The sequence below is a fragment of the Mesorhizobium sp. WSM4849 genome, from assembly GCF_055811385.1.
This window is the reverse complement of record NZ_JBVVPW010000008.1, coordinates 168,053-190,126: the sequence shown is the minus strand read 5'-3', so window position 1 is coordinate 190,126 and position 22,074 is coordinate 168,053. Positions and strand designations below refer to the sequence as shown.

The 22,074-nt window shown below is 61.0% G+C and carries 22 protein-coding genes and 1 pseudogene; 16 read left to right on the top strand and 7 right to left on the bottom strand.

Features of this window, described 5'->3' with window-relative positions:
* Position 1: 1 nt before the first annotated feature.
* From AC0L3L_RS11260 to AC0L3L_RS11250, 3 genes are all read right to left on the bottom strand, one after another.
* Entirely contained in the window at positions 2-574 is a 573-nt protein-coding gene (locus tag AC0L3L_RS11260; RefSeq protein WP_473488355.1) for a TRAP transporter small permease, read from the bottom strand.
* Between the two features lie 145 nt (positions 575-719).
* Positions 720-1,694: a sialic acid TRAP transporter substrate-binding protein SiaP gene (locus tag AC0L3L_RS11255; RefSeq protein ID WP_473637605.1), complete on the bottom strand. Its 975-nt coding sequence runs from the start codon at positions 1,692-1,694 to the stop codon at positions 720-722.
* Between the two features lie 148 nt (positions 1,695-1,842).
* Positions 1,843-2,562 (bottom strand): FadR/GntR family transcriptional regulator, encoded by a 720-nt coding sequence (locus AC0L3L_RS11250; RefSeq protein ID WP_473637652.1) that lies wholly within the window; start codon positions 2,560-2,562, stop codon positions 1,843-1,845.
* Between the two features lie 302 nt (positions 2,563-2,864).
* Here AC0L3L_RS11250 and AC0L3L_RS11245 point away from each other — a divergent pair, with 302 nt between their 5' ends.
* The 9 genes from AC0L3L_RS11245 (at position 2,865) to AC0L3L_RS11205 (ending at position 11,613) form a co-directional block, all read left to right on the top strand.
* Positions 2,865-4,868 (top strand): multicopper oxidase domain-containing protein, encoded by a 2,004-nt coding sequence (locus tag AC0L3L_RS11245; protein ID WP_473637604.1) that lies wholly within the window; start codon positions 2,865-2,867, stop codon positions 4,866-4,868.
* 26 nt (positions 4,869-4,894) lie between these two features.
* Positions 4,895-5,332, top strand: coding sequence for a YqaA family protein (locus AC0L3L_RS11240; RefSeq protein ID WP_473637603.1), 438 nt, complete (start codon positions 4,895-4,897; stop codon positions 5,330-5,332).
* A gap of 163 nt (positions 5,333-5,495) precedes the next feature.
* The gene (locus AC0L3L_RS11235; protein WP_473637602.1) at positions 5,496-5,846 is read left to right on the top strand and encodes a hypothetical protein; all 351 of its coding nucleotides are present in this window, start codon (positions 5,496-5,498) and stop codon (positions 5,844-5,846) included.
* A gap of 83 nt (positions 5,847-5,929) precedes the next feature.
* A complete protein-coding gene (locus AC0L3L_RS11230) occupies positions 5,930-6,163 on the top strand; it encodes a hypothetical protein (protein ID WP_473637601.1) in 234 nt (77 codons plus the stop codon).
* Positions 6,160-7,617: a TolC family protein gene (locus AC0L3L_RS11225; protein ID WP_473637600.1), complete on the top strand. Its 1,458-nt coding sequence runs from the start codon at positions 6,160-6,162 to the stop codon at positions 7,615-7,617. The genes AC0L3L_RS11230 and AC0L3L_RS11225 overlap by 4 nt, the downstream gene beginning before the upstream one ends.
* A gap of 18 nt (positions 7,618-7,635) precedes the next feature.
* Positions 7,636-8,994, top strand: a complete 1,359-nt coding sequence (locus tag AC0L3L_RS11220) for a multicopper oxidase family protein (RefSeq protein ID WP_473637599.1) — start codon at positions 7,636-7,638, stop codon at positions 8,992-8,994.
* Positions 8,995-9,037: 43 nt separating this feature from the next.
* Positions 9,038-9,526, top strand: a complete 489-nt coding sequence (locus AC0L3L_RS11215) for a cupredoxin domain-containing protein (RefSeq protein WP_473488347.1) — start codon at positions 9,038-9,040, stop codon at positions 9,524-9,526.
* 38 nt (positions 9,527-9,564) lie between these two features.
* Positions 9,565-9,849, top strand: coding sequence for a copper-binding protein (locus tag AC0L3L_RS11210; RefSeq protein ID WP_473637598.1), 285 nt, complete (start codon positions 9,565-9,567; stop codon positions 9,847-9,849).
* 354 nt (positions 9,850-10,203) lie between these two features.
* Positions 10,204-11,613: an adenylate/guanylate cyclase domain-containing protein gene (locus AC0L3L_RS11205; protein WP_473637597.1), complete on the top strand. Its 1,410-nt coding sequence runs from the start codon at positions 10,204-10,206 to the stop codon at positions 11,611-11,613.
* A gap of 43 nt (positions 11,614-11,656) precedes the next feature.
* On the opposite strand, the gene AC0L3L_RS11200 is transcribed toward AC0L3L_RS11205, so the two are convergent.
* The 4 genes and pseudogenes from AC0L3L_RS11200 to AC0L3L_RS11185 form a co-directional block, all read right to left on the bottom strand.
* Positions 11,657-12,025 carry a hypothetical protein gene (locus AC0L3L_RS11200; RefSeq protein WP_473637596.1) on the bottom strand — a complete coding sequence of 123 codons (369 nt, stop codon included), beginning with the start codon at positions 12,023-12,025 and terminating at the stop codon, positions 11,657-11,659.
* Positions 12,026-12,215: 190 nt separating this feature from the next.
* Positions 12,216-12,413, bottom strand: a pseudogene (locus AC0L3L_RS11195) (four-helix bundle copper-binding protein); the annotation flags it as partial.
* Positions 12,414-12,630: 217 nt separating this feature from the next.
* Positions 12,631-12,840 (bottom strand): DUF2243 domain-containing protein, encoded by a 210-nt coding sequence (locus tag AC0L3L_RS11190; RefSeq protein ID WP_292178089.1) that lies wholly within the window; start codon positions 12,838-12,840, stop codon positions 12,631-12,633.
* A gap of 238 nt (positions 12,841-13,078) precedes the next feature.
* Positions 13,079-13,234, bottom strand: coding sequence for a hypothetical protein (locus tag AC0L3L_RS11185; protein ID WP_473637595.1), 156 nt, complete (start codon positions 13,232-13,234; stop codon positions 13,079-13,081).
* 315 nt (positions 13,235-13,549) lie between these two features.
* Here AC0L3L_RS11185 and AC0L3L_RS11180 point away from each other — a divergent pair, with 315 nt between their 5' ends.
* The 7 genes from AC0L3L_RS11180 to AC0L3L_RS11150 all read left to right on the top strand — a co-directional run bounded on the left by AC0L3L_RS11180 (position 13,550) and on the right by AC0L3L_RS11150 (position 22,071).
* Positions 13,550-14,251 carry a spondin domain-containing protein gene (locus AC0L3L_RS11180; RefSeq protein ID WP_473637594.1) on the top strand — a complete coding sequence of 234 codons (702 nt, stop codon included), beginning with the start codon at positions 13,550-13,552 and terminating at the stop codon, positions 14,249-14,251.
* A 238-nt stretch (positions 14,252-14,489) separates the two neighbouring features.
* A complete protein-coding gene (locus AC0L3L_RS11175; protein WP_473637593.1) occupies positions 14,490-14,837 on the top strand; it encodes a hypothetical protein in 348 nt (115 codons plus the stop codon).
* Between the two features lie 126 nt (positions 14,838-14,963).
* Positions 14,964-15,371, top strand: coding sequence for a FixH family protein (locus AC0L3L_RS11170; protein ID WP_473637592.1), 408 nt, complete (start codon positions 14,964-14,966; stop codon positions 15,369-15,371).
* Positions 15,368-16,792 carry an efflux RND transporter periplasmic adaptor subunit gene (locus AC0L3L_RS11165; protein ID WP_473637591.1) on the top strand — a complete coding sequence of 475 codons (1,425 nt, stop codon included), beginning with the start codon at positions 15,368-15,370 and terminating at the stop codon, positions 16,790-16,792. The genes AC0L3L_RS11170 and AC0L3L_RS11165 overlap by 4 nt, the downstream gene beginning before the upstream one ends.
* Positions 16,789-19,956, top strand: a complete 3,168-nt coding sequence (locus AC0L3L_RS11160) for an efflux RND transporter permease subunit (RefSeq protein ID WP_473637590.1) — start codon at positions 16,789-16,791, stop codon at positions 19,954-19,956. The genes AC0L3L_RS11165 and AC0L3L_RS11160 overlap by 4 nt, the downstream gene beginning before the upstream one ends.
* Positions 19,957-20,115: 159 nt before the next feature.
* Positions 20,116-20,466, top strand: coding sequence for a hypothetical protein (locus tag AC0L3L_RS11155; protein WP_473637589.1), 351 nt, complete (start codon positions 20,116-20,118; stop codon positions 20,464-20,466).
* Between the two features lie 135 nt (positions 20,467-20,601).
* On the top strand, positions 20,602-22,071 hold the full coding sequence (locus AC0L3L_RS11150) for a multicopper oxidase family protein (protein ID WP_473637588.1): 1,470 nt from the start codon (positions 20,602-20,604) through the stop codon (positions 22,069-22,071).
* The last annotated feature ends 3 nt before the right edge of the window (positions 22,072-22,074 follow it).

The window sequence follows — 22,074 nt, the reverse complement described above, 5'->3', positions numbered from 1 at the left end:
CTCAGTCCCCCACCGTTTCGAACGCACCGGGGCGCTCGAGCACCGAATAGCCACGCCTGTAGTTGCCAATGAAGACCTGGATCGAGCGCGCGAACATCAGCGCGAAGCCCGCCAGGACGGCGTAGAAGAACCAGCGGCGCGGCAGGTTGATGGTGACCATCCGCTCGTGCGCGACGATCGAGACATAGCGCCACATCAGCCAGGTCCCGTAGGCGAAGAAGACGACACGGATGACGTCGACGCTAAGCGCGAGCCAGCGGCCGACGCGCTCCGGCAGGTAATGGTAGAGCACATCGACATGGATGTGGCGCGAGATGCGCACGCACATAGCGGCGCCGAGAAAGACGACGACGACGAGCGCGTTGATGGCGATCTCCTCGGTCCAGGCAAGGCTGTTGTTCAGCGCATAACGGGTGAAGAACTGCAGGAAGACACAGACGACCATCCCCCAGAACACGGCGAGCGTGATCCAGTCCTCGATGCCGTGGTGCGACAGATCAATGTGTATCGGCACCTCCTCGAAAGCGTGGGCGATCTCTTCGACGGTGATCTCGGTATGGTGTTCCTCGGCCATTGGCGCGGGCTCCCGAAGCTGGTAGGTCGTCAAGGATTGGAAAGGCCGTCCGGCGCAACATGGAACCGGACGGACGGGCAGGTTAAAGCGGCGAATCCGGTTGCCGCTCTATCCCCTTGTCTGAGCACCTGATTTTCCCGATACTCTACTTAATCGCGCGGATCGCTTCCCAATCGGCCTTGTTGTAGCCGAACTCCTCGAACGTGACCTTCTCAAGAACATTCTTTTCAAAATCGGCACGGTCGATGTCGGTCACGGTGATGCCGCGATCCTTGAACACCTGCACCAATTCCTTTTCGCGCGCGACGATCTTTGCCGTGGCACGGGCGGCTGCCTCCTGCATCACCTCGGTGAAGATCTGCTTGTCCTCGTCGGAAAGCGAGGCCCAGCGCGACTGTGATACGATCGTGTTGAGGTGATCGACGATGTGTCCGGTGAGCACGATGTGCTTCTGCACCTCGTAGAATTTCTTCGCCTCGATGGTGGTCAGCGGGTTCTCCTGAGCCTCGACGGTGCCGTTCTGCAGGGCCAGATAGACCTCGGCGAAGGCGATCGGCGCGGTGTTGGCGCCGCACGCGCGCGGCATGGCGAGATAGGCGGGAACGTCAGGGACGCGCATCTTCAGACCTTGCATATCGGCACATTTGGCGATCGGCCGGTTTGAGGTGGTCTGCCGCGTGCCATAATAGGTGGTGGCCGTTATGTGATGGCCTGACTTTTCCTCGTAGCCCTTGGTCAACGCCTTGTAGACGTCGCTTTTGGTGTATTTCAACAAATGGTCGGCGTCGCGGAAGGTATACGGGAAATAGGTGACGCCGATCGGCGGATATTCGCGCGCCGCAAAGCTCGACCCGGAAATGATGATATCGACCGTGCCGAGCGTCAGGCCCTGGTTTATATCCGCTTCCTTACCGAGCTGCGAGGCCGGAAAGACGTCGACGGTGTAGCGGCCCTGGGTGCGCTTCTTAATCTCCTCCGCTGCCCACACGGACTCGGTATGGAAGGGTTCCGACGTCTCATACACGTGGGCCCATTTCAGAGCTGTCTGCGCCGAGGCCGAAGCCAAAGGCATAGCGATTGCTGCGATCGCACCGAGTAGAATTCCGTATTTTCTCAGCATTGTGTTCCTCCCTGAGGTTGGATTTGACTGCTCCGACCGGATCTCCCCCCGGCCGACTGCTAGACCTTTTAGTTTGAGCATCGGTTTTTCCCAAAACCGGTTCCCACCCCCGGGTCGGGCCCGAGGGCAGGCTTTTGGGTCCGATGCTCTATTCCGCGACCTCCCTGGCCGCGGATTTCTCACCGAAATTGCGTGAGAATCTCAGTTGCGACTGACGCAGATGTTCCTGCATGGCGGCTTTGGCCCTTTCAGGGTCGCGCGCCGCGATCGCGTCGCGCACCGCGCGATGCTCCTCCGCGGCGACCCGCCAGGAATCCCTGTTCTCGAAATAGCTCGACAGGCGTTCGAAATATGGGTTCATGCGCTGGTCGAAAAGCTCGCCGATGCAGCGCACCAGGACGGCGTTTCCGAGAACGCCCGCCACCATCGTATGGAACTCTCGGTCGAGCGCGATCGTCATCCTGGTCGGGTGAGGTATGTCCTCCATGCGGCGCAGCACGTCGTCCATATGTTCGATGTCGATCGGCCGAACATGGAGGGCGGCTTCGGCGGCGATCGCCCCTTCGAGGAACTCGCGCGCCCGCAACAGCTCGAACGGGCCTTCATCCATCTCTGCCGTCAAAACGTCGGCCCGCGGCGGTTCGGTGACATAGATGCCGGAACCGACGCGAATGCGTATGCGCCCCTCGACCTCGAGCGCGATCAGCGCTTCACGGACGGTGGGGCGGGAGATGCCCAGCTGATCGGCCAGTTCGCGCTCGGTCGGTAGGCGATCGCCGACTGCGAATTCGCCCGCGTCGATCAGCTGCCTGAGCTGGTCGGCGATCTGTCGGTAAAGTCGACGCGGTTCAACGGCCTGGATCGGCATTGTTACCCAGTTCCACCTCACCGGAATCATCTGGCTGATCCCGGATCGGTAAATTGGTCTGACCTATTGATCAAAAGTGCCGGGAAAAAAGCAAAGAGTCAAGGAGCAGCCCTTGGAACTCATTCTCTGTCATTTTCTTGGAAGCAAGGATCGGCGATTTGGCTGGGCGGCAACTCTTGACCTTCCAGCAACTGGAAAGCTTATGTCCATGGTTTCGAGGAGATAACTGAAGCCGCCGCAGATGATCCGGAGAGGCAATGCCAGACTAGGTCAGTGGAGAGAAAACCGACAGGAGTTCTGCAGTGTTCGTACAGCCCGTCGACTACTTCCTCGCATTCTGGTTCGTTCTTGCTGGCCTGAGCACGGCTTACGTGGCGTGGGATCAGTTCCGCAACAATCCCGAACCCGTGGTGATGAAATGGGGCTTCATCCTAGTCACGCTCTATATGGGACCGCTGGGGCTGCTGATTTACGTGCTGGCCGACAAGGAGCCGCGGCCAGGCGAACACGAGGCGTTCACTAAGCCGCTCTGGAAGCAAGGCGTCGGCTCGACGATCCACTGCGTCGCCGGAGACGCCACCGGCATCATCCTCGCGGCGGCAATCACCGCCGCTCTCGGGCTGCCGATGTGGATCGATCTCATCGTGGAGTATATTGCCGGGTTCGCATTCGGCCTGTTCATCTTCCAGTCGCTGTTCATGAAATCGATGATGGGCGGCACCTATTGGGAGAATGTCCGCAAGAGCTTCATGCCGGAATTCATCAGCATGAATTTCATGATGGCGGGCATGGCGCCGGTCATGAGCTTTCTGATGATGGGCAGCGACATGCGGGCCATGGAGCCGACCGAGCTTCTGTTCTGGGGCGTCATGTCGTTCGGCGTGATCGTTGGCTTCATCACCGCATATCCTGCCAACGTATGGATGGTGGCCCGTGGCCTGAAGCACGGGCTGATGACCGAACGCGAACCGGAATTCGACAAGGCGAGGGAAGGCGGGCGCGAGCACGTATATGGCGGCGCTGGAGCCGGGATGGCGGGGCACCGTCACGCTCACGCGCGCCTCGACGAACACGTCAACCCTGGACATGGCGGCCCAGGTGGCAACCCTGGGGCCGGCCATCATGGATCCGGCCATGGCTCCTCCCACGGCAATGGGGGAGGCGGGTCGCGTGGTCCGCATGGCGGTCACGGGATGGAGCCGGATGCAACTGTGCCGCAACTCGCGGCCTTCGGCGGCGTTTCCGTGCTTGCGCTGGCGCTCGGCATGATCGCTCCGGCCAATTGGGTGAATCTCACCCTCAGCGCGCGAGACGTAGGCGGCGCCATCATGCCGCCCGGCATGATCATGGACCGCGACACGCCGGCCGCAGCGATGCTGGACATGGCCGCCGTGCATCCTCGCCTGATCACGGCCAGCCATGGCCTGGAGGTTCGCGGCGACCGGGAACCGGAAGCCAGGATGGAGAACGGGGTAAAGGTGTTCGACTTGGAAACCTCGGTCATCCGCTGGGCGATCCTGCCGGACGTGAAAGTCGACGCCTATGCGATCAACGGGCAGGTTCCCGGCCCGCGGCTGCATATCCGGCAAGGCGACCGGGTGCGCATCAATGTGACGAATCGGCTGCCGGAGAGCACGACCATCCATTGGCACGGGTTGATCCTGCCGAACGAAATGGACGGCCCGGCCGAGATCACGCAGGAGCCGATCCCGCCCGGCGGCAGCTACCGATACGAATTCACGGCGGGCCAATCGGGGACCTACTTCTATCACTCGCATGACCATGTCGATCGCCAGCAGGCGCTCGGACTCTACGGCGCACTCATCATCGATCCCGCCAATCCCCAGGAGGAGATTGCGGCCGACCACGACTATGTTATTCAGCTTCAGGAATGGCTGATGCGTGAGGGCCTGACTTTTCCGCCGATGCCGATGGACGGCGGGCAGCCGAATTATTTCACCATCAACGGCCGAGCCTATCCGTCAACGGACACGATCAGGATGAAGGTCGGCGAAACGCTGAAAGTGCGCTTCATCGGCACCAATAATGGGTTTATCCACCCCATGCACATCCATGGCGGTCCATTCGAAGTTGTCGCCCGCGACGGCGAGACTATCCCTGAGTCGGCACGATTCCTTGCCGATACGGTCAACGTCGGACCCGGGCAACGCTACGATGTCGTCTGGCAGGCACGCCGGCCCGGAAAATGGCTGATCCACTGCCATATCGGGCATCATACGACCAACAACAATGTCGAAGAGAAGGGCGGTGGCGGACTGATGGTCGTGATCGATGTGCAACCCTGAAACCCGCTTCGCAAGGCGAAACATAGATGGATGTGTTTGCCGTATACGGCGGCCTGTTTCTTGCTGCCTTCGCCGCAGCCACCATCCTTCCGGCGCAGTCGGAGGCCGCCCTTGCAGGGCTCCTCGCTACACATTCCTTCTCGCCCGCAATGCTGGTTGTTGTCGCCAGCATAGGCAACGTCCTGGGCTCGGCGGTGAACTGGGGTCTTGGTCGAGGGATCGAGCGCTTCCAGGACAAGCTTTGGTTTCCCCTGCGTCCCGCGACGCTCAACCGCGCCACGAACTGGTATCGCCGTTATGGTAGATGGTCGCTCTTGTTAAGCTGGATGCCGTTCATCGGCGATCCGCTAACCGTGGTCGCTGGGCTTTTGCGCGAGCCGCTATGGAGCTTTGTCGCAATCGTCGCCGTCGCGAAGGTTTCGCGTTATCTGGTCGTCGCCGGGGCGGTGCTGAGCCTGACGTAAAACCGAAATCGCGGACATCGCAGCAGGCAGTTGCGTTCACTTTTGGTTGCACTGCAACAAAGCGGCCGCGGCGACCTTGACAAATCAGACGAACAATTGTCGGAAGGGTGCGATGACGACTCTTGGTCGAATTGCGATCCTAGAAAACGTACCGCTCCGAGCAATGCTGGCGGTCGTGTTCCTGGTCATGTCGGCTCTTCAGCCTGGTCTGTTCGCCACAGCCAATGCCACGGGCTTTCACGCCGGGGCGGATCTCCAGGCCGAGACACCCGCACACGATATGGGCGATCACGGCGCCACGGCGGACGACGCGGGTACGTCTGAGCATCATCACGGCGCCAAGCAATCCGCCGACAAGAGCTGTGAAGTCCATTGCGCGCCGGCAAATGCGGTGCCGGTCGATTGCCCTGACTTGGAGCATGTTGTCTCCCGCTGCTTTGCGCCCGTCGTTGCCGTCACTTTGCCGCTCGGCGAATACACAGCGCTCATAAGGCCTCCCAAACATCTGAACTGACGCGCCCTTTCGGGGCGTTCGCGCGCAGCGTCGGGAATCCGTTCCCGCGCGGCCAAACGCATACGTCAAGCTTCAGGTCTACAATGAAAATCGCAAGCTTCGCGATGCTCGCATCGCTGTTAGTTGCAGGATGTGCGGCAACCACGCCGCCGGACATCCTTCCCACCTTCAATCCGGCCGATCCCGCGATGGGCGTCCGTGATACGCACTACCATCCGGCCGTCGTCGACTATCGCCACCGGGAGCCAGTGGATCCGCAGAATTGGCGGCGTCTCAATCAAGAACGCTCCCCTGCGAACCCAGGAGCCGGATCATGAAGCGGCGGTTCCTGACCATGGCTACGGTCGCAGCCATGCCCCTGATTACGGCGGGATGCACCACCACCGGCGCCCTTGACGGTATTTCCGATCCCATGGCCGGCTTCACGACGGTCGCGGCACGTGCCGAATCCGTGACCGGCAAGAAAACCGTCTGGGTGCAATCCAGCGAGGAAGCGCGGACGGTTTCAGAGCGCGTGAAGCGCCTCGTCCAGAAGAAGACGATCGGCCCGGACACCGCGGTGCAGGTCGCCTTGCTCAACAACAAGGGCCTCCAGGCCGCCTATGCGGAGATCGGCCTGTCGGCGGCCGACATGTGGCAGGAAACGATGCTCGTCAATCCGACGATCTCGGTCGGCTTGATCGGCGTCGATCCTGTGCGGACGATTGAGGGAGCGGTGGTCAACAACATCCTTGCTCTGGCGACCCACAAGCGGCGCGTCGCAGTCGCGGATGCACGTTTCCGTCAGGCGCAGCTTCGCGCCGCCGAAGAAACGATACGGCTGGCCGCGGACACGCGGCGGGCCTGGATCAATGCTGTCTCGGCCTGGGAGAGCGTCTCCTATTTGAATAAGGCCCAAGCCGCCGCCGACGCTGCCTCCGAACTCGCTCAAAAACTTGGAGAAACGGGCGCCTTCACAAAGACCGGCCAAGCCCGCGAACACGTCTTCTATGCCGAGATCACCGGTCAGGCGGCGGAGGCGCGGCTCGCTGCCCGGACTGCCAAGGAACAGCTCACCCGGCTGATGGGTCTATGGGGACCGGACGTCGATTACTCAGTCCCCAACATGCTTCCAGCCTTACCGAAAGGCGCCAAAGCCAAACGCGCGATCGAGGCGGAGGCGCTAAGAAATCGCATCGACCTTGAGATCGCGAAACTCGAGCTGGAGGCGCTGGCGAAATCCTACGGTCTGACCGAGGCGACGCGCTACGTCACCGACCTGGAACTTCTTACTGGGGTGGAAGTGGAACGCGAGGAGGCGGAAGAAGGCGGAACCGAGACGAGCACCTCCCCCATCCTCGAGCTGGAGTTCGTCATCCCTATCTTCGATACGGGCAAGGCGCGCATGCGCAAGGCTGAACTCGCCTACATGCAGGCTGCCAATCGGCTGGCGGAAAAAGCGGTGAACGTCCGCTCCGAGGCGCGGTCGGCCTATGACGGATATCGTTCGACCTATGACATTGCCCGGCACTATCGCAACAGTGTCGTGCCTCTTCGAACTAAAATCGAGGAAGAGTCCGTCCTCACCTATAGCGGCATGATCACCAACACGTTCGAGCTTCTGGCAGACACCCGCGCGAAAATCAGTTCGATCATGCTTTCCCTCAACGCCAAGCGCAATTTCTGGCTCGCCGACGTCAATCTCGGAACCGCCGTCTACGGTGGAGGCGCATCGGGCGCCGGTGGCGGCGACGCCCCGGCCGTAGCCGAGGCCGGCGCCGAAGGCCACTGAACCCAAGGAGAACAATAGATGCTTTCAAGACGTCAGTTACTAGGCGCGGGAGCCCTGCTCGCCGGCGCTACGGCATGGACCAAGACTTCGGCGATGGGCTTGCCGGAGGCTCCGATCATGGAATCCCCGGACATGCAGCCGCCGATCTTTCCGACGAGCGGGCCGGACTACCAGCCGGTGGTGACGCTCAACGGCTGGACCCTTCCGCATCGCATCAACAACGGCGTGAAAGAATTCCATCTCGTCGCCGAGCCCGTCGAACGGGAGCTGGCGCCCGGCTCGACTGCGTATCTGTGGGGCTACAACGGTCAATCCCCCGGTCCGACGATCGAGGCGGTCGAGGGCGACCGGGTCCGCATCTTCGTGACCAACAAGCTCCCCGAGCACACCACCATCCATTGGCACGGCATGATCCTGCCAAACGGCATGGATGGCGTGACAGGACTGACCCAGCCTGGAATCCCGTCTGGCAAAACCTTCGTCTACGAGTTCGACCTCGTGAAGAGCGGGACCTTCATGTACCACCCGCACGCCGACGAAATGGTCCAGATGGCCATGGGCATGATGGGCTTCTTCGTCATTCATCCCAAAGACCCGAAATTCATGCGCGTGGACCGCGATTTCGTGTTCCTGCTGAACGCCTTCGACATCGAACCGGGGTCATACGTCCCGCGCATCATGGAGATGACGGATTTCAATCTCTGGGGCTGGAACAGCCGCGTCTTTCCGGGGATCAGTCATCTTCCGGTGGCAAAGAACGACCGCGTCAGGGTTCGGGTGGGCAACCTGACGATGACCAACCATCCGATCCACATGCATGGCTACGACTTCGAGGTGACCTGCACTGATGGCGGCTGGGTCCGTCCGGAGGCGCGGTGGCCGGAGGTGTCGATCGACATTCCGGTCGGCGCCATGCGGGCGTACGAGTTCGAAGCCAAATATGAGGGCGACTGGGCGATCCATTGCCACAAATCGCACCATACAATGAACGCGATGGGCCACGACGTGCCCACCTTCATCGGCGTCGACAACTCGAAAGTCACCGACAAGATCCGCCGGGTCCAGCCGGAATACATGGCCATGGGTGACCGCGGCATGGCCGATATGGGCGAGATGGAGATGCCGCTTCCCGACAACACCATCCCGATGATGACGGGATGGGGACAGTTCGGCGCGATCGAGATGGGCGGCATGTTCTCGGTCGTGAAGGTCCGCGAGGGCCTGTCCGCGAACGATTACGCCGATCCCGGCTGGTACCAGCATCCGGAAGGAACCGTTGCTTATGAGTGGACGGGTGACGTTCCCGCCGCCGCAAAGTCAGGTGACGCAAAAACGATGGCTCCGGCAGCGCACGGCAGCCACGGAAAACAGGGATGAAATGCCCACCGTCTCAAACCCCAACAAACAGAGAAAGACCAGCATGAAACGAATGATGATCGCGGCCATGATGATGGCAGTCGTTCCCGGCGCGGCTTTAGCCGGGGGAAATCACAGTGGCGGCCACGGTGAGGCCGCGTCAATGGAAATCGGAACGCCCGGCAAGAAAGCACAAGCAAAACGGACGGTTAACATAACCATGACGGAAAAGGACGACGGGGCAATGGTTTTTGAACCAGCCCTGTTGAAAGTCAAGAAGGGCGAGACGATCCGCCTAAAGTTCGTGAATAAGGGCGAAGGAGATCATGAGTTCGTCATGGATCAGTACGCCGCGGTCATGGAACACAAGGCGGTAATGGAGAAGTTCCCAGAGATGGAACATGCCGATCCGAACTCGATCCGACTTGCCCCGGGCGCGTCTGGCGAGATCATCTGGACGTTCGCCAACGCTGGCGATTTCGCGTTCGCTTGCCTTATTCCCGGACACTACGAGTCAGGCATGAAGGGCGACATCAAGGTCGTCGCTCCCTGATTTCTCGTCAACTCTGAGCAAACAGAAGGATATCTGAAATGAAATCGTTCGTGAAAATCACCGCCGCCGCGACCATCGCGCTCGCATTTGCTACCGCGACCCTGGCTGCCGAATATACCAAGGGCGAGGTCACCAAGGTCGACACGAAACAGAAGAAGATCACGATCAAGCACGAAGAACTCACGAACCTCGGCATGCCGGCGATGACAATGGTTTTCGTGGTCGCCGATGATGCGATGCTCGACAAAGTCAAGGAAGGTCAAGCGATAGAGTTCGTCGCGGACCGTGTGAACGGGCGCATTACGGTCACGGAAATCAAGTAGGCGAGGTGCGGTAGCGGGCCGTCGGAAATGTCGGCCAGCGCCGCCCGTGGCTGCTAAGATCCATTTTGGGCCGTCGGGTGACGCACTGTCGGAGCCGAGGACAAGTGCTTTTCGCCTTTCGGAAAGCATTCGGAACGTGCTGGGCCGTATCATCAGTTCGCAGCTTGGCCGCGAGATGCGCTTCAGACGGGACATGCTCCGATAAATCCCGCGAAATCAAACTGCGTCACGATCGTCTGTTGGGACGGTCGATGATCCCTGCTGCCCATTTGGAGGCCAATGTTTGTGGCCCCGAAGCCAAGGACGCGGTCCGCGCCGATGGGTTCACCTATTGAGAAGTCGAGCTGAATACCGATGACATCTAGCAATCGCGCTCGAACCGAGATCGGCGGCCTTATTTCGGAGGTCGAACAGCGCAACGAACTACGCACCGCGCTCTGGCGTTTCGTGGCCTTGTTCGTGTTCGCGCTCTCTGTCGCGCTCGAACCGGACATCGTTAATCACGAGATTCACGTTACCCTGCTGAGCGCCTACGCCGCGATTACCTTTGTAGCTGTGGGCCTGGTGATAACGAGGTTGTTCCGCCCGTGGCTGAATTGGGTCTATGTCGCGGTAGACGCGTCCCTTGTCATCTATCTGACCGCCGAGCATCTTCTTGACCCCACCTCCCCTTTGGTCGATGCACTGGCAACGCCAAGCCTCGTGATCGCGTTCGTGCTTCTTTCACACGCAAGCATGCGCATGCGCGCAGGGCCGGTTGCCGCCTTTGCAATCCTTGTCATTCTCGGTTCCTTGGCCGTCGCCTTGTTGCCGGTTTGGGAGGACGGTTTTGAGGCCATTTTCCGCGTCTCTTGGGAGGAAGTTCAGGCGGCGGTAGTTCGCCTTGCGGCTTTCACCGTCGTCGCGGCGATCCAGATCGTTTTGGTACTCGACATCCAGCGGCTGGTGCAAGAAGCGGTCGCAAGTTCGAGCGAGCGGGCGAACTTGGCCCGCTTCTTTGCTCCCGAGACGGCCGAGCGCCTGGCGACGGGGGGTGCACATCTCGGCCTTCGCCGTCAGGAGGCGGCAATACTGTTCGTCGATATCCGAGGCTTCACCGGACTCGCCGAGACGATGCCGCTTGAGGAGATTGCCATCCTCCTCACCGAATATAGGCGGCGGGTGACGCAAGCCGTATCGGGATGTGACGGGATCGTGGATAAATTCATCGGCGATGGCGTCATGGCTGTGTTCGGGTTTCCTTTGCCACTCCCGACCGCCGCGCTCCGGGCCTTCGAATGCGCGGTCGAGTTGTCCAACTTTCTCGAGCTATGGAGCGAGAAAAGGATGCGCGACGGCGGGGATCCCCTAACTTTCGGGGTTGGCGTTCACTTCGGCCACGTGATCGGAGGCGTCATACCCGGAGAACTGCATAGTGAGTACACAGTAATTGGCGATTCAGTGAATCTGGCCGCACGGCTTCAGGCCATGTGTAAGCTGACGGATGCCCGCATCGTCATCTCGGACGAACTCGCCTGCAAACTGCCGCGGCATTTGAGGACGCCTGAGTGGCAAACGCTGAGGGCTGCAACCGTCCCGGGCCGATCTGAAACCGTCGACGTCCATCTGCTGCCGATGCAGGCGTCAAGGATACAAAGTTACCAACCACAGGATCCCGACCGGAACGCTTCACGGCCGAACGATGCGCCGCGAAGTGTGCGGCCTGTTACGGCGACGGTCAGGTCAGAACCTAATCGGCAGCATCAAGGGCATAAGCCGCTATGATTGGTTGGAGATCGGATGATCCGGTGACCTCACGTCACGGATATCATGACGAGGGGACCGCGCAAATTGTCATCCAGAGGCTTTCTTTCCAATCATCGTGTCCGGAGCGGTTGAGAGGAAGAGCCATGGGATATTTCCGCACGCCCACACTCACATATGCGGGATAATTACAGCGAACACGCGCACGATGCTTTCCCGTGTCTTCATACCTGATAGCGCCGCTTACGTCCGTCTCGGCCAAGCCAATAGCCACGTCAAAGTCATAGTCGCTATCTTGTGAGACGCTATTGCTCTGCACGCTGAGCTGGACCGACGTCGCATCGGGAAAATTGGCAGTGTAAAAGATCAGTTGCTCCCCCGTCATCGACGGCGTAGCCACCAACACGCCGGCAACAAACCCAATGGCGCGCATTTCCTCCTCCCGAGGATCAACTGACTACCATCTTTTGCACAAATATCCGAATCGATTCTCTGTCCGGCAGCGGGTCCCGAGGCATTCAGAAGGGCCGGATTTTCTTTGAGAACAAGTTCCGGTTCTTCAGATGACAACCGCGGAAACGAGGACGCGGGGCCGAACCTCGCACCCTCGGACGACTATGCTTCTAGGCCGCCATTTTCCAGCAGCTTTCTGCACAGCGACGGCAGGCATCGACGCATTCCTGCATGTCGCCGAGGCGCTCGCAGTCCTCCGCACATTCGCTGCAGATCTCTGCGCATTCGCCACAGGTATGCTTGTGGTGCTCGGAACCGATGAGCATGAAATGCGCCGATGTCCGACAGATCTCGGCGCACGCTATCATGGGCGTGGCTGTTTCGAGCCGTGCCCTGCCCCTGCTCCCAACGTGGATGGGCACGGGGCAAGCCTTCGTGTGAATGCTCAACTATGTCCATCGTCAGGCCGAGAGTGGGGGTGAGATGTTCGGCCGATCACTCGGACCCAATGGGTTGCGGTCTACAACCCTTGCGAAATCACCCTATTGGCATCCCATACCTGCGCCTCGCCGGTGCCGGAGGAAACTACTGGCGTTCTCGCATTTCCCGCCGAATTCCAACAGCAAGAAGCCCTATGCTCACTATCACCAGCATCACCTCGATGAACAAAGCCGATTGACCAGGGACCGCTCGATGTAGCCGGAGGATCCAATGGAACACGATATTATCAACAATGCCCAGAGCGCCGATTGCCATTAAGGCACCGTTGATCGCGGCGCTGTTTCGTTCATTCATGTCAGGTGCTCATTGCTTCCCAAGATCAGGCTCTTGGCCGGTGTTTCTGAGCATCAACCTATTATGGCGCAGTGCCTCGGTTATGCCACCTCCTGTGCCGCACTAGCGGAGCCGCATCTCGGCGGATAGATCGACGGCCGACATATTCGGAATACCCGCGCTCCAGCCATCGAGCGGGATCAGAGACCGAAACTCTCGAGCGATTTGGGTGGCTTCATAACGCCCACCGCTGTCTTGGTCAGCGACGGACAGCGCTCGCCCGGACGAGACCGACCAGGAAATGCTGCATCTGCTGCATGTGCTGCGACAGCGCACGCTGCTCATGCTGCTTGCGCCATCCGTATCGGTTGATGCGCGTAGCTTGTAGCGACACCGCCACAGGCACGAGCAACACCTGCAGGCCACCAGACCGCGTGGGTCAAGATTGAGCGCCTCAGCCCGACATGCGCGAAGGAGCGGGGCGGACACGTGCGTCTCCCCCTTCGACGGCACCACGAAACGGACGGTAGACAACTGCCGCTTCGAGGACTTGGGAACCGAGATGTGATCCGACCGGGGTCAATACCGGAACCGCACGGGCGCCATTTTCCGCGCTGATGCATTCAGGCCATCAAAACCATGCCCAGTAAATATTGGAAGGGCCAATCCCGACGCAGTAACTATCCAGCACAACCAACGGGGTCGTCCGGGCTGCAAAGGGATAAGAAACATGTGCGAATTATTGAAAGTCACTACTTTGATGACACTGGCGGTCGCGACCGGGGCGATTGCATCTGCGACCAAAGTGCAGGCCGCCGATGCGACAGCCTTCTCGATCACGATCAGAAATGTGAGTGGCGCCACTACGCTTGCGCTGCCAGATGGCAAAGCGACCTCCGCACCTATCGCGCCCGGGCTCTATGCCGTGGTCAGAGGCGACGCGAAACTTTTCACACCGAATGAAGCGGCAGGTCACTCCCTGGAAAGTCTCGCCGAAGATGGCGATGCAGCGGCACTGCTGGCCGCCATCAAGTACATGGATGGTGTCGTGACCGCTGATATGTTCGCCCCTGGGCTGCCTCTGACGGTCAAAGCCCAGCCGGGTGACCGCTTCGTATTTGCCTCGATGTTCGTCCAGTCGAATGACAAATTCGTCGCGACAGATTCCAATGACATCGACCTGTTTGAGGGTCAGGATCCTATAGCCGGCGATCTAACGTCGAAGGTAGTTCTGTGGGACGCTGGAACGGAAAAGGACGAAGCCCCGGGAGCAGGACCAAACCAGGCCCAGAGGCAAGCCGGACCCAATACGGGCCCCGATGAGCGTGGGGTGGTTCGAGCGGCAGACGACGGATTTACCTACCCTGCGATTTCCGATGTCATTCAGCTCACGGTTCTGCCGCGAGGAGTGAAATCGAAGTCGGGCTCTTAGCTCGGCATCGGTAAGAAGTTTGAAAGCGTCTCGACCTGGATAGCTGCACAAGGCTCCAGCGAAATTATGCCGGAATGCCCGATCATCCGAGGCTTTGCCCCTGAAGGCAGCATTAGCGCATCACGCTACTGCAGCAGTTGCTCAAGATCGTTGGTATCGGACAGGCCCCTGTCGATCGCGAAGCTGTGACATTTTGGTGAGCGCCTTTTCAATCGGAGCGCGTTATGGCAGACTTTCCATGATGATCCTGCTGCCACCCATCGATCGACTGCTGGTGTTTTTTGCGGTTCTCGGGCTCCTGCTCGGGCCGTTCGCGTCTTTCATGGCCGGCCCAGCAACGGCGGCACCGGTGGTAATGGAAATGGCGGAGGGCATGCCCTGTCCGGATAGTCCGCCAGCGCTGCCGGATTGTGACAAGGACTGTCCGCTGGTCGCGCTGTGCATGACGGTATTCACCTCCACGGTGGCGTCCGTCGACGATTCATTGGCCATTCCTCCGATCATCGGAAGCAAGATCCCGCCGCATGGATATTCTCCCGGCGCTTCGCTTCACCACGAGCCCCATCCCAGACCTCCAAAAGCCTGAGCCATCGTCTGCGGCGCCTTGACGCCGCCCATGCCGTGCGAGGTTCGCGCGGAGATGAGGTGTGGCTTTTCGCCACGAGATGGCATGCGCCGGCAACGTTCCGGCAACAAAAGGAAATTGGAAATCATGGGAATTCAGCTCAATTGGCGCGCCCTTGCCGGAGCGCTGGCCGCAATCATTGTCGCGACCGCTTTCGGGCCCGCGAAAGCCGGCAGCGCCGACTACGCGTTCGAACTCATCGAGACCGAGGTCAAGCAAAGCGAAAGCGCCACGGTGGCCGTACGGCTCGTCGACAAGAAAACCGGCGGTCCGGTAGCCGACGCCGTCATCTTCGCCACGCGCATGGACATGGCGCCGGACGGCATGGAGGCGATGACGACGTCGATCGAGGCGATACCTTCGGACCAGCCCGGCGTCTATCGCTTCAAGACCAACTTGATGATGCCGGGCGGCTGGCAGTTCTCGGTCGCGGCCAAGATCCAGGGCGAACCGGACACGGTCGAAAGCAAGCTCGTCTTCAAGGCCGTGCCATGAAGCGGATTGCCACGGCATCCTTCTTCCTTATCGCCCTCGCGGCGGCAGGGACTGGAGGATATTGGGCTGGGCTCCGCGGCTACGCGGCGCCCAGCCTGGAATCATTCATCGCGGCTTGGTCGCAGGAACGTCCTGCTCCACCCAAAGCTGCGGGGCCGGTTATCTACTTCCGGCATCCCGATGGTGAGCCGGTCTATTCGGCGAACTCACGGCGGACGGAAGATGGCCGCGATTTCAAAGCCGTCCATGCGAGCGAGGACGTGAGCTTTGGGCCAACCGCTGCAACAGCGCCCGCAGAGGCGGTCAACTCCGCGGGGGAAAAGCGCATTCGCTACTACCGCAATCCCATGGGCCTGCCCGATACCTCGCCCGTCCCGAAGAAGGACTCCATGGGGATGGATTACATTCCCGTCTACGAAGGCGAGGAAGACGACGGCTCGACAGTCAAGGTCTCGACAGGCAAGCTGCAGCGAACAGGGGTCAAGACCGGGGCGGCGACACGCAGCGTTGTCGTTCGCCCGGTGCGCGTGCCTGGAACCGTTCAGCTCGACGAGCGGCGGATCAGTGTCGTTTCGACACGGACCGAAGCCTTCGTGGAAGAGGTCGCGCAGGTGACCACGGGCGAAGTCATTGCCCAAGGCCAGCCGCTTGTCCGGTTTTATTCGCCGGAAATTGCCGCCGCCGGCGCGCAGTATGCCACGGATTTGAACAACGGCCCGGGCGGCGCAGCAGCCAGCGGCAGTCTGCAGCGGCTGGAGAACCTGGGTGTTCCCGCCGAAGCGGTTGCCGAAATCAGGAAAACCCGCAAGGTGCCGATTACGGTAACCATGACGGCGCCTCGCGGCGGCGTGGTGCTGGAGCGCATGGCGGTCGACGGCATGAAGGCGGAGCCCGGGGAGGCCTTGTTCCGCATCGCCGACATCTCCACCGTCTGGGTGGTGGCGGACGTTCCGGAGTATGAACTGGGCTCGATCCGTGTCGGCGCCGAGGCGACGATCCGCATCCGCAGCAAGCCCGGTATGGTCCTCAACGGTAAGGTCGGGCTGATTTACCCGCAGGTTGATACGCAGACCCGGACGACGCGCGTTCGCATCGAAGTACCCAATGCCGACCGTTTCCTGCTCGCCGACATGTACGCGGACGTGGAAATCGCAGCAGGCGCGGGCGAGCCGGTTGTCACAGTTCCCGACAGCGCGGTCATCGATACCGGCGAACGCCAGGTCGTCATCATCAACAAGGGGGAGGGCAGCTTCGAGCCGCGAGAAGTCAAGGTCGGCATGCGCGGCCAAGGGGTGACCGAAATCCGCAAAGGCGTCGAGGAAGGCGAGCAAGTAGTGACTTCCGCCAACTTCCTGATCGACGCAGAAAGCAATCTCAAAGCCGCGCTGAGCGCACTGACGCCGGCGGAGACGAAGCCATGATCGCCAAGCTCATAGCCTGGTCGGCGCGCAATCTCGTTCTGATCTTCGTCGCGACCGCATTGACAGTGGGGGCCGGCGTCTACGCGCTGCGAACGCTGCCCCTCGACGCGATCCCGGATCTCTCAGACGTTCAGGTGATCGTGCTGACCGATTATCCGGGCCAGGCACCGCAGGTCGTGGAAGACCAAGTCACCTATCCGCTGACGACCTCCATGTTGACCGTTCCCCGGTCGAAAGTGGTGCGCGGCTTTTCGTTCTTCGGGGTGTCCTTCGTCTACGTGATCTTCGACGACGGCACGGATCCCTATTGGGCGCGCAGCCGTGTCCTTGAATATCTCAGTGCAGCGGCAACGCGACTGCCCGAAGGGGTGACGCCGAGCCTCGGTCCGGATGCCACCGGCGTCGGCTGGGTCTACCAGTACGCCGTCGTCGCCAAGGAACTGTCGCTCGCCGAACTGCGGTCGCTGCAGGACTGGGTGGTTCGCTTCGCCGTATCCAAGGCCGAGGGCGTCGCCGAGGTCGCCAGCGTCGGCGGCTTCGTCAAGCAATATTCGATTGTCGTCGATCCATCGCGATTGAAAGCACAAGGCATCACGATTGGGGAGATCAGCGACGCGGTGAAGGCCAGCAACATGGATGTCGGCGGCCGCACGGTCGAGTTGTCGGAATTCGAATTCATGGTGCGCGGCCGCGGCTACCTGAAAGGCGTGGCCGATATTGAGAACATCGTCTTGAAGACCGAGCGCGGCGTCCCGTTGCGGCTCGGCGATGTGGCTCGCGTCGAGATCGTTCCCGACGAGCGGCGTGGCATCGCCGAGTTGAACGGGGAGGGGGAAGTCGCGAGCGGCATCGTACTGCAGCGGTTTGGCGCGAACGCTTTGACCGTCATAGAAAATGCCAAGGAAAAGATCGCGGAGATCTCCGGCAGCCTCCCGGAAGGCACCGAGATCATCCCCGTCTATGATCGCTCGAAGCTGATCGAATCAGCGATCGAGACCCTCAAATCGACGCTGGTCGAAGAAAGCATCGTCGTGGCGCTGGTCACGATTGTCTTCCTGTTGCATGTGCGAAGTGCGCTTGTCGCGATCATCATGCTGCCGGTCGGCATCCTGATGGCGTTCGCCGCCATGAAACTTCTCGGCCTCGGCTCGAACATCATGAGCCTCGGCGGCATCGCGATCGCCATCGGCGCCATGATCGATGCGGCGATCGTCATGATCGAGAACGCCCATAAACACCTCGAACGGGCGCCGCCGGGAAAACCCCGAATCGAGATCCTGACCGAGGCCGCAAGCGAGGTCGGGCCGGCGCTGTTCTTCAGCCTTTTGATCATCACCGTCTCGTTCCTGCCGATCTTCACGCTTGAAGCACAGGAAGGACGCCTGTTCGGGCCGCTGGCGTTCACCAAGACCTTCGCCATGGCTGCTGCCGCGCTCCTGTCAGTGACGCTCGTGCCAGCGTTGATGGTCATCTTCGTGCGCGGCAGAATCGTTCCCGAGCGCCGCAATCCGATCAACCGCTTTCTAATCTGGCTCTACCGGCCGCTGATAGCGGGCGTTTTGAAGGCAAAGACCCTGACGATCCTGTTGGCGATCGCCGCGCTGGCGGCAACCTACTGGCCGGCCCGGCAGATCGGCAGCGAGTTCATGCCGAATCTCGACGAAGGCACGCTGATGTACATGCCGACCACACTTCCTGGCCTGTCGGTCACCAAGGCCGCGGAGCTGATGCAGATGCAGGACCGGATCATCAAGTCCTTTCCGGAAGTGGAATCCGTATTCGGCAAGGCAGGCAGGGCGCAGACCGCCACCGATCCGGCGCCGACCGAAATGTTCGAGACGATCATCAATCTGAAACCGAAATCCGAATGGCGTCCCGGCGTCACCGTCGAAAGCCTGAAAAACGAGATGGATGCAGCGCTTCAGTTCCCAGGTGTGTCGAACGCCTGGACCATGCCGATCCGGGCGCGCATCGACATGTTGTCGACCGGCATCCGGACGCCGGTCGGTGTCAAGGTATTCGGGACCGACCTTCCCCAAATGGAAACGGTGGCGCGGCAGATTGAGGCCGTTCTCCGAGCCGTGCCCGGCACGTCGAGCGCTTATGCCGAACGCGTCATCGGTGGCTACTATCTCGACATCGTTCCGGACCGCGTCGCCCTCGGCCGGTATGGCCTGTCGATCGCTGATGTTCAGGATGTCATCTCATCGGCACTAGGGGCTGAGGTGGTTACTTCGGCGGTCGAGGGCCGCGAGCGCTACGGGGTTGCGGTCCGCTACCCGAGAGCGATGCGCAGCGATCCGCACTCGATCGCCAGCGACGTCCAGGTGGCGCTTCCGGGCGGCGGGTCAGTCCCGCTTGGCGAAGTGGCCAAGGTCGAGCTGACGCGCGGGGCGACTTCCATCCGGACCGAGAACGGCCAACTCGCGGTCTATATCTTCGTCGATATCGCCGGGCGGGATCTCGGCGGCTACGTCGCCGAGGCGCAAAGGGCGGTCGCCGGGGAAGTGGAAATGCCGCAGGGCTTTTCGGTCGCCTGGAGCGGCCAGTTCGAATATCTCGAACGGGCCGCAGCACGCTTGAAAATCGTCGTGCCGCTGACGCTCGTGCTCATATTCCTGTTGCTCTATCTCAATTTCAAGGCATTGACGGAAACGCTGATCGTCATGCTGTCGCTGCCCTTCGCGCTGGTCGGCGGCATCTGGCTGATGTGGTGGCTGGGCTTCAACATGTCTGTCGCGGTCGCGGTCGGCTTCATCGCGCTGGCCGGCGTCGCGGCCGAGACGGGCGTCATCATGCTGATCTATCTTGAGCAGGCGTTTGCAACCGCGAAAGCGAATTGCGCATTGCAGAATCGGTTGCTCGCCAGGTCGGACCTCCGTGCCGCGATCATGTACGGTGCGGTCGAGCGCGTACGGCCGAAGATGATGACAGTCGTCGCCATCATGGCGGGCCTCGTGCCAATCCTCTGGAGCACGGGCACCGGATCGGAGGTAATGCAGCGTATCGCCGTGCCGATGATCGGCGGCATGATCTCGTCGACGCTTTTAACTCTGATTGTCATCCCCGCGGTGTACGGCCTCGTGAAGGGCTGGCGCCTGCCGGAGCGGACCGTACACGAGAGCCAGTCTCAGCCGGTCGAGCTCAGGCTCGCGGCAGAATAGCAGACTCCATTTGTAGTAACCCAACCAAACCAGGGGAGCCCGCAAACATGCGTCGGGATGGACTTCATTCCCACAATCATCCGATGACGATGACGTGAAGTAGCAATGCACCCAAGCTGACTTGTTTTCGGCACAGTTTAAGGCGATCCTTGGTCCGCTATGAGGCACTGGCCGGTTCGACAGGTTTTCGTCTTCTTCCTCGCCGTCTTTGTGACGGCGGGTGTCACTTCGTCTTATGTCCAGGCTTCCGACATGGCGGCAAAAATGGCGTCCGACATGGGCGCGATGGACAATGGCGATTGCAAAGCGTGTCTGCCGACGGGCGGCGGCAACGGCAAGGCCATGATCTGCATCAGCGGCTGCGTAACGCCGGTCCTTGCTGTACTTCCGCAGGCAGAGCCCATGGCGATCGGTGAAGTGCCGATCTCCTTCACGGCGCTTCATCAGTCGTTCCATGGCACAGAGCCGCCTCCCAATCCCGGTCCTCCCCGAACCACCGACATCGTCTGACGCTCCGGCTGCTGCCTGTCGCAGCTTAGCCGAGCGAAAGAACGCGTCTTTGCACTCTTCCTGATCGGACGGGTGTTCCCGGCAGTCAAGGCCGACGGCGCGTTCTCTGATCCACGATGATCGGAAGGGTCGAACGTGAGTATCGATTTCAGGCATCCCATATCGCGCCGAAGCCTGCTCCTGGCGGGAGCCGGGCTGGCGCTTGCGGCGCCGCTGCGGTCGTGGCCAGCGCGTGGCGCTGCTCCCAAGGAGATTCGCCTCACGGCTGAACCGGCGCGCGCGCAGCTTGCCGGCGCAGACCAGCCGCCATCTGATGTATGGGCATATGACGGCAGGATTCCCGGCCCGACACTCCGCCTTCGCCAGGGTGAGGCGGTTCGCTTCCTGGTCGAGAACCGCCTCGACCAGGATACGACCGTCCACTGGCACGGTATCAGGCTGCCAAATGCGATGGACGGCGTGCCGGGCCTTACACAGCCGCCGATCAAGCCGGGCGAATCCTTCCTCTACGAGTTCACACCGCCCGACGCCGGAACCTTCTGGTACCATCCGCACGCCAACAGTCTGGAGCAGTTGGGCCGCGGCCTCGCCGGCGCATTGATCGTCGAGGAACCGGAGCACATTCCCGTCGACCGCGACGTTCTCTGGGTTCTCGCGGACTGGCGTATCGATGAACAGGGCGAGATCGCGCCCGGCTTCGGCAACATGATGGAAGCCGGAATGTCGGGAAGGGTCGGCAACACGGTTACGCTGAACGGCACCATCCCAGCCGATCAGCCCGTCCGCGCTGGTGAGCGGCTCCGGCTCCGGCTCCTGAATTTCTCACTGGCACGCATCATGGCGCTGCGCTTTGAGGGACATGATCCCGTGATCATCGCGCGCGACGGTCAGCCGTGCGATCCGCACCAGCTCGATGATGGCCGCCTGCTGCTCGGTCCCGCCATGCGCGCCGACCTTCTCCTCGACATGCAAGGCGAACCAAATCGTCGCTATCGGATCACCGACGACTTCTACCAGGGGCTCGGATACGAGCTGACCCGGTTCGCTTATTCGGACGAGCCGCCGCTTCGGACGAACACGCCGGAGCCGATCCGGCTCGCACCCAATCCCCTGCCGGAACCCGACCTGGCGGCTGCCGAACGTCGCGAGCTGACCCTGGAGGGCGGCATGATGAGCCGCATGATGGGCATGGGCGGCATGATGGGCGGCGGCATGATGGAAGGCGGCGATATGATGCATGGCATGGGCGGGATGTCCGGCATGGGGCGGGCCGTCTGGTCGATCAACGGCACGTCCATGACAGGCGACGGTCACGCGGGCATGGCGCCGCTGTTCAACCTAGTGCGCGGGAAGAGCCACCTCGTCACGATACGCAACCGGACCGCATGGTGGCATCCAATCCACCTGCACGGTTTCAGCTTCCGGGTGCTGACGCGCAACGGATCTCCCGTTCCGCATAACCAGTGGGCGGATACGATGCTTCTTGCACCCGAGGATGTGGTCGAGATCGCCTTCGTCGCTGACAATCCCGGAGACTGGATGCTCCACTGCCATATCACCGACCACCAGACGGCGGGCATGATGACGGTGCTCCGCGTTGCCTAGGAA

Excerpts from the sequence above, each read along its gene's own strand:
- AC0L3L_RS11240 (WP_473637603.1), top strand. The coding sequence starts at position 4,895 with ATGGATGTGTTTGCCGTATACGGCGGCCTGTTTCTTGCTGCCTTCGCC.
- AC0L3L_RS11260 (WP_473488355.1), bottom strand. The coding sequence starts at position 574 with ATGGCCGAGGAACACCATACCGAGATCACCGTCGAAGAGATCGCCCAC.
- AC0L3L_RS11175 (WP_473637593.1), top strand. The coding sequence starts at position 14,490 with ATGATGATCCTGCTGCCACCCATCGATCGACTGCTGGTGTTTTTTGCG.
- AC0L3L_RS11205 (WP_473637597.1), top strand. The coding sequence starts at position 10,204 with ATGACATCTAGCAATCGCGCTCGAACCGAGATCGGCGGCCTTATTTCG.
- AC0L3L_RS11235 (WP_473637602.1), top strand. The coding sequence starts at position 5,496 with ATGCTGGCGGTCGTGTTCCTGGTCATGTCGGCTCTTCAGCCTGGTCTG.
- AC0L3L_RS11230 (WP_473637601.1), top strand. The coding sequence starts at position 5,930 with ATGAAAATCGCAAGCTTCGCGATGCTCGCATCGCTGTTAGTTGCAGGA.
- AC0L3L_RS11155 (WP_473637589.1), top strand. The coding sequence starts at position 20,116 with ATGAGGCACTGGCCGGTTCGACAGGTTTTCGTCTTCTTCCTCGCCGTC.
- AC0L3L_RS11190 (WP_292178089.1), bottom strand. The coding sequence starts at position 12,840 with ATGAATGAACGAAACAGCGCCGCGATCAACGGTGCCTTAATGGCAATC.
- AC0L3L_RS11200 (WP_473637596.1), bottom strand. The coding sequence starts at position 12,025 with ATGCGCGCCATTGGGTTTGTTGCCGGCGTGTTGGTGGCTACGCCGTCG.
- AC0L3L_RS11225 (WP_473637600.1), top strand. The coding sequence starts at position 6,160 with ATGAAGCGGCGGTTCCTGACCATGGCTACGGTCGCAGCCATGCCCCTG.
- AC0L3L_RS11255 (WP_473637605.1), bottom strand. The coding sequence starts at position 1,694 with ATGCTGAGAAAATACGGAATTCTACTCGGTGCGATCGCAGCAATCGCT.
- AC0L3L_RS11180 (WP_473637594.1), top strand. The coding sequence starts at position 13,550 with ATGTGCGAATTATTGAAAGTCACTACTTTGATGACACTGGCGGTCGCG.
- AC0L3L_RS11220 (WP_473637599.1), top strand. The coding sequence starts at position 7,636 with ATGCTTTCAAGACGTCAGTTACTAGGCGCGGGAGCCCTGCTCGCCGGC.
- AC0L3L_RS11250 (WP_473637652.1), bottom strand. The coding sequence starts at position 2,562 with ATGCCGATCCAGGCCGTTGAACCGCGTCGACTTTACCGACAGATCGCC.
- AC0L3L_RS11165 (WP_473637591.1), top strand. The coding sequence starts at position 15,368 with ATGAAGCGGATTGCCACGGCATCCTTCTTCCTTATCGCCCTCGCGGCG.
- AC0L3L_RS11215 (WP_473488347.1), top strand. The coding sequence starts at position 9,038 with ATGAAACGAATGATGATCGCGGCCATGATGATGGCAGTCGTTCCCGGC.
- AC0L3L_RS11160 (WP_473637590.1), top strand. The coding sequence starts at position 16,789 with ATGATCGCCAAGCTCATAGCCTGGTCGGCGCGCAATCTCGTTCTGATC.
- AC0L3L_RS11170 (WP_473637592.1), top strand. The coding sequence starts at position 14,964 with ATGGGAATTCAGCTCAATTGGCGCGCCCTTGCCGGAGCGCTGGCCGCA.
- AC0L3L_RS11210 (WP_473637598.1), top strand. The coding sequence starts at position 9,565 with ATGAAATCGTTCGTGAAAATCACCGCCGCCGCGACCATCGCGCTCGCA.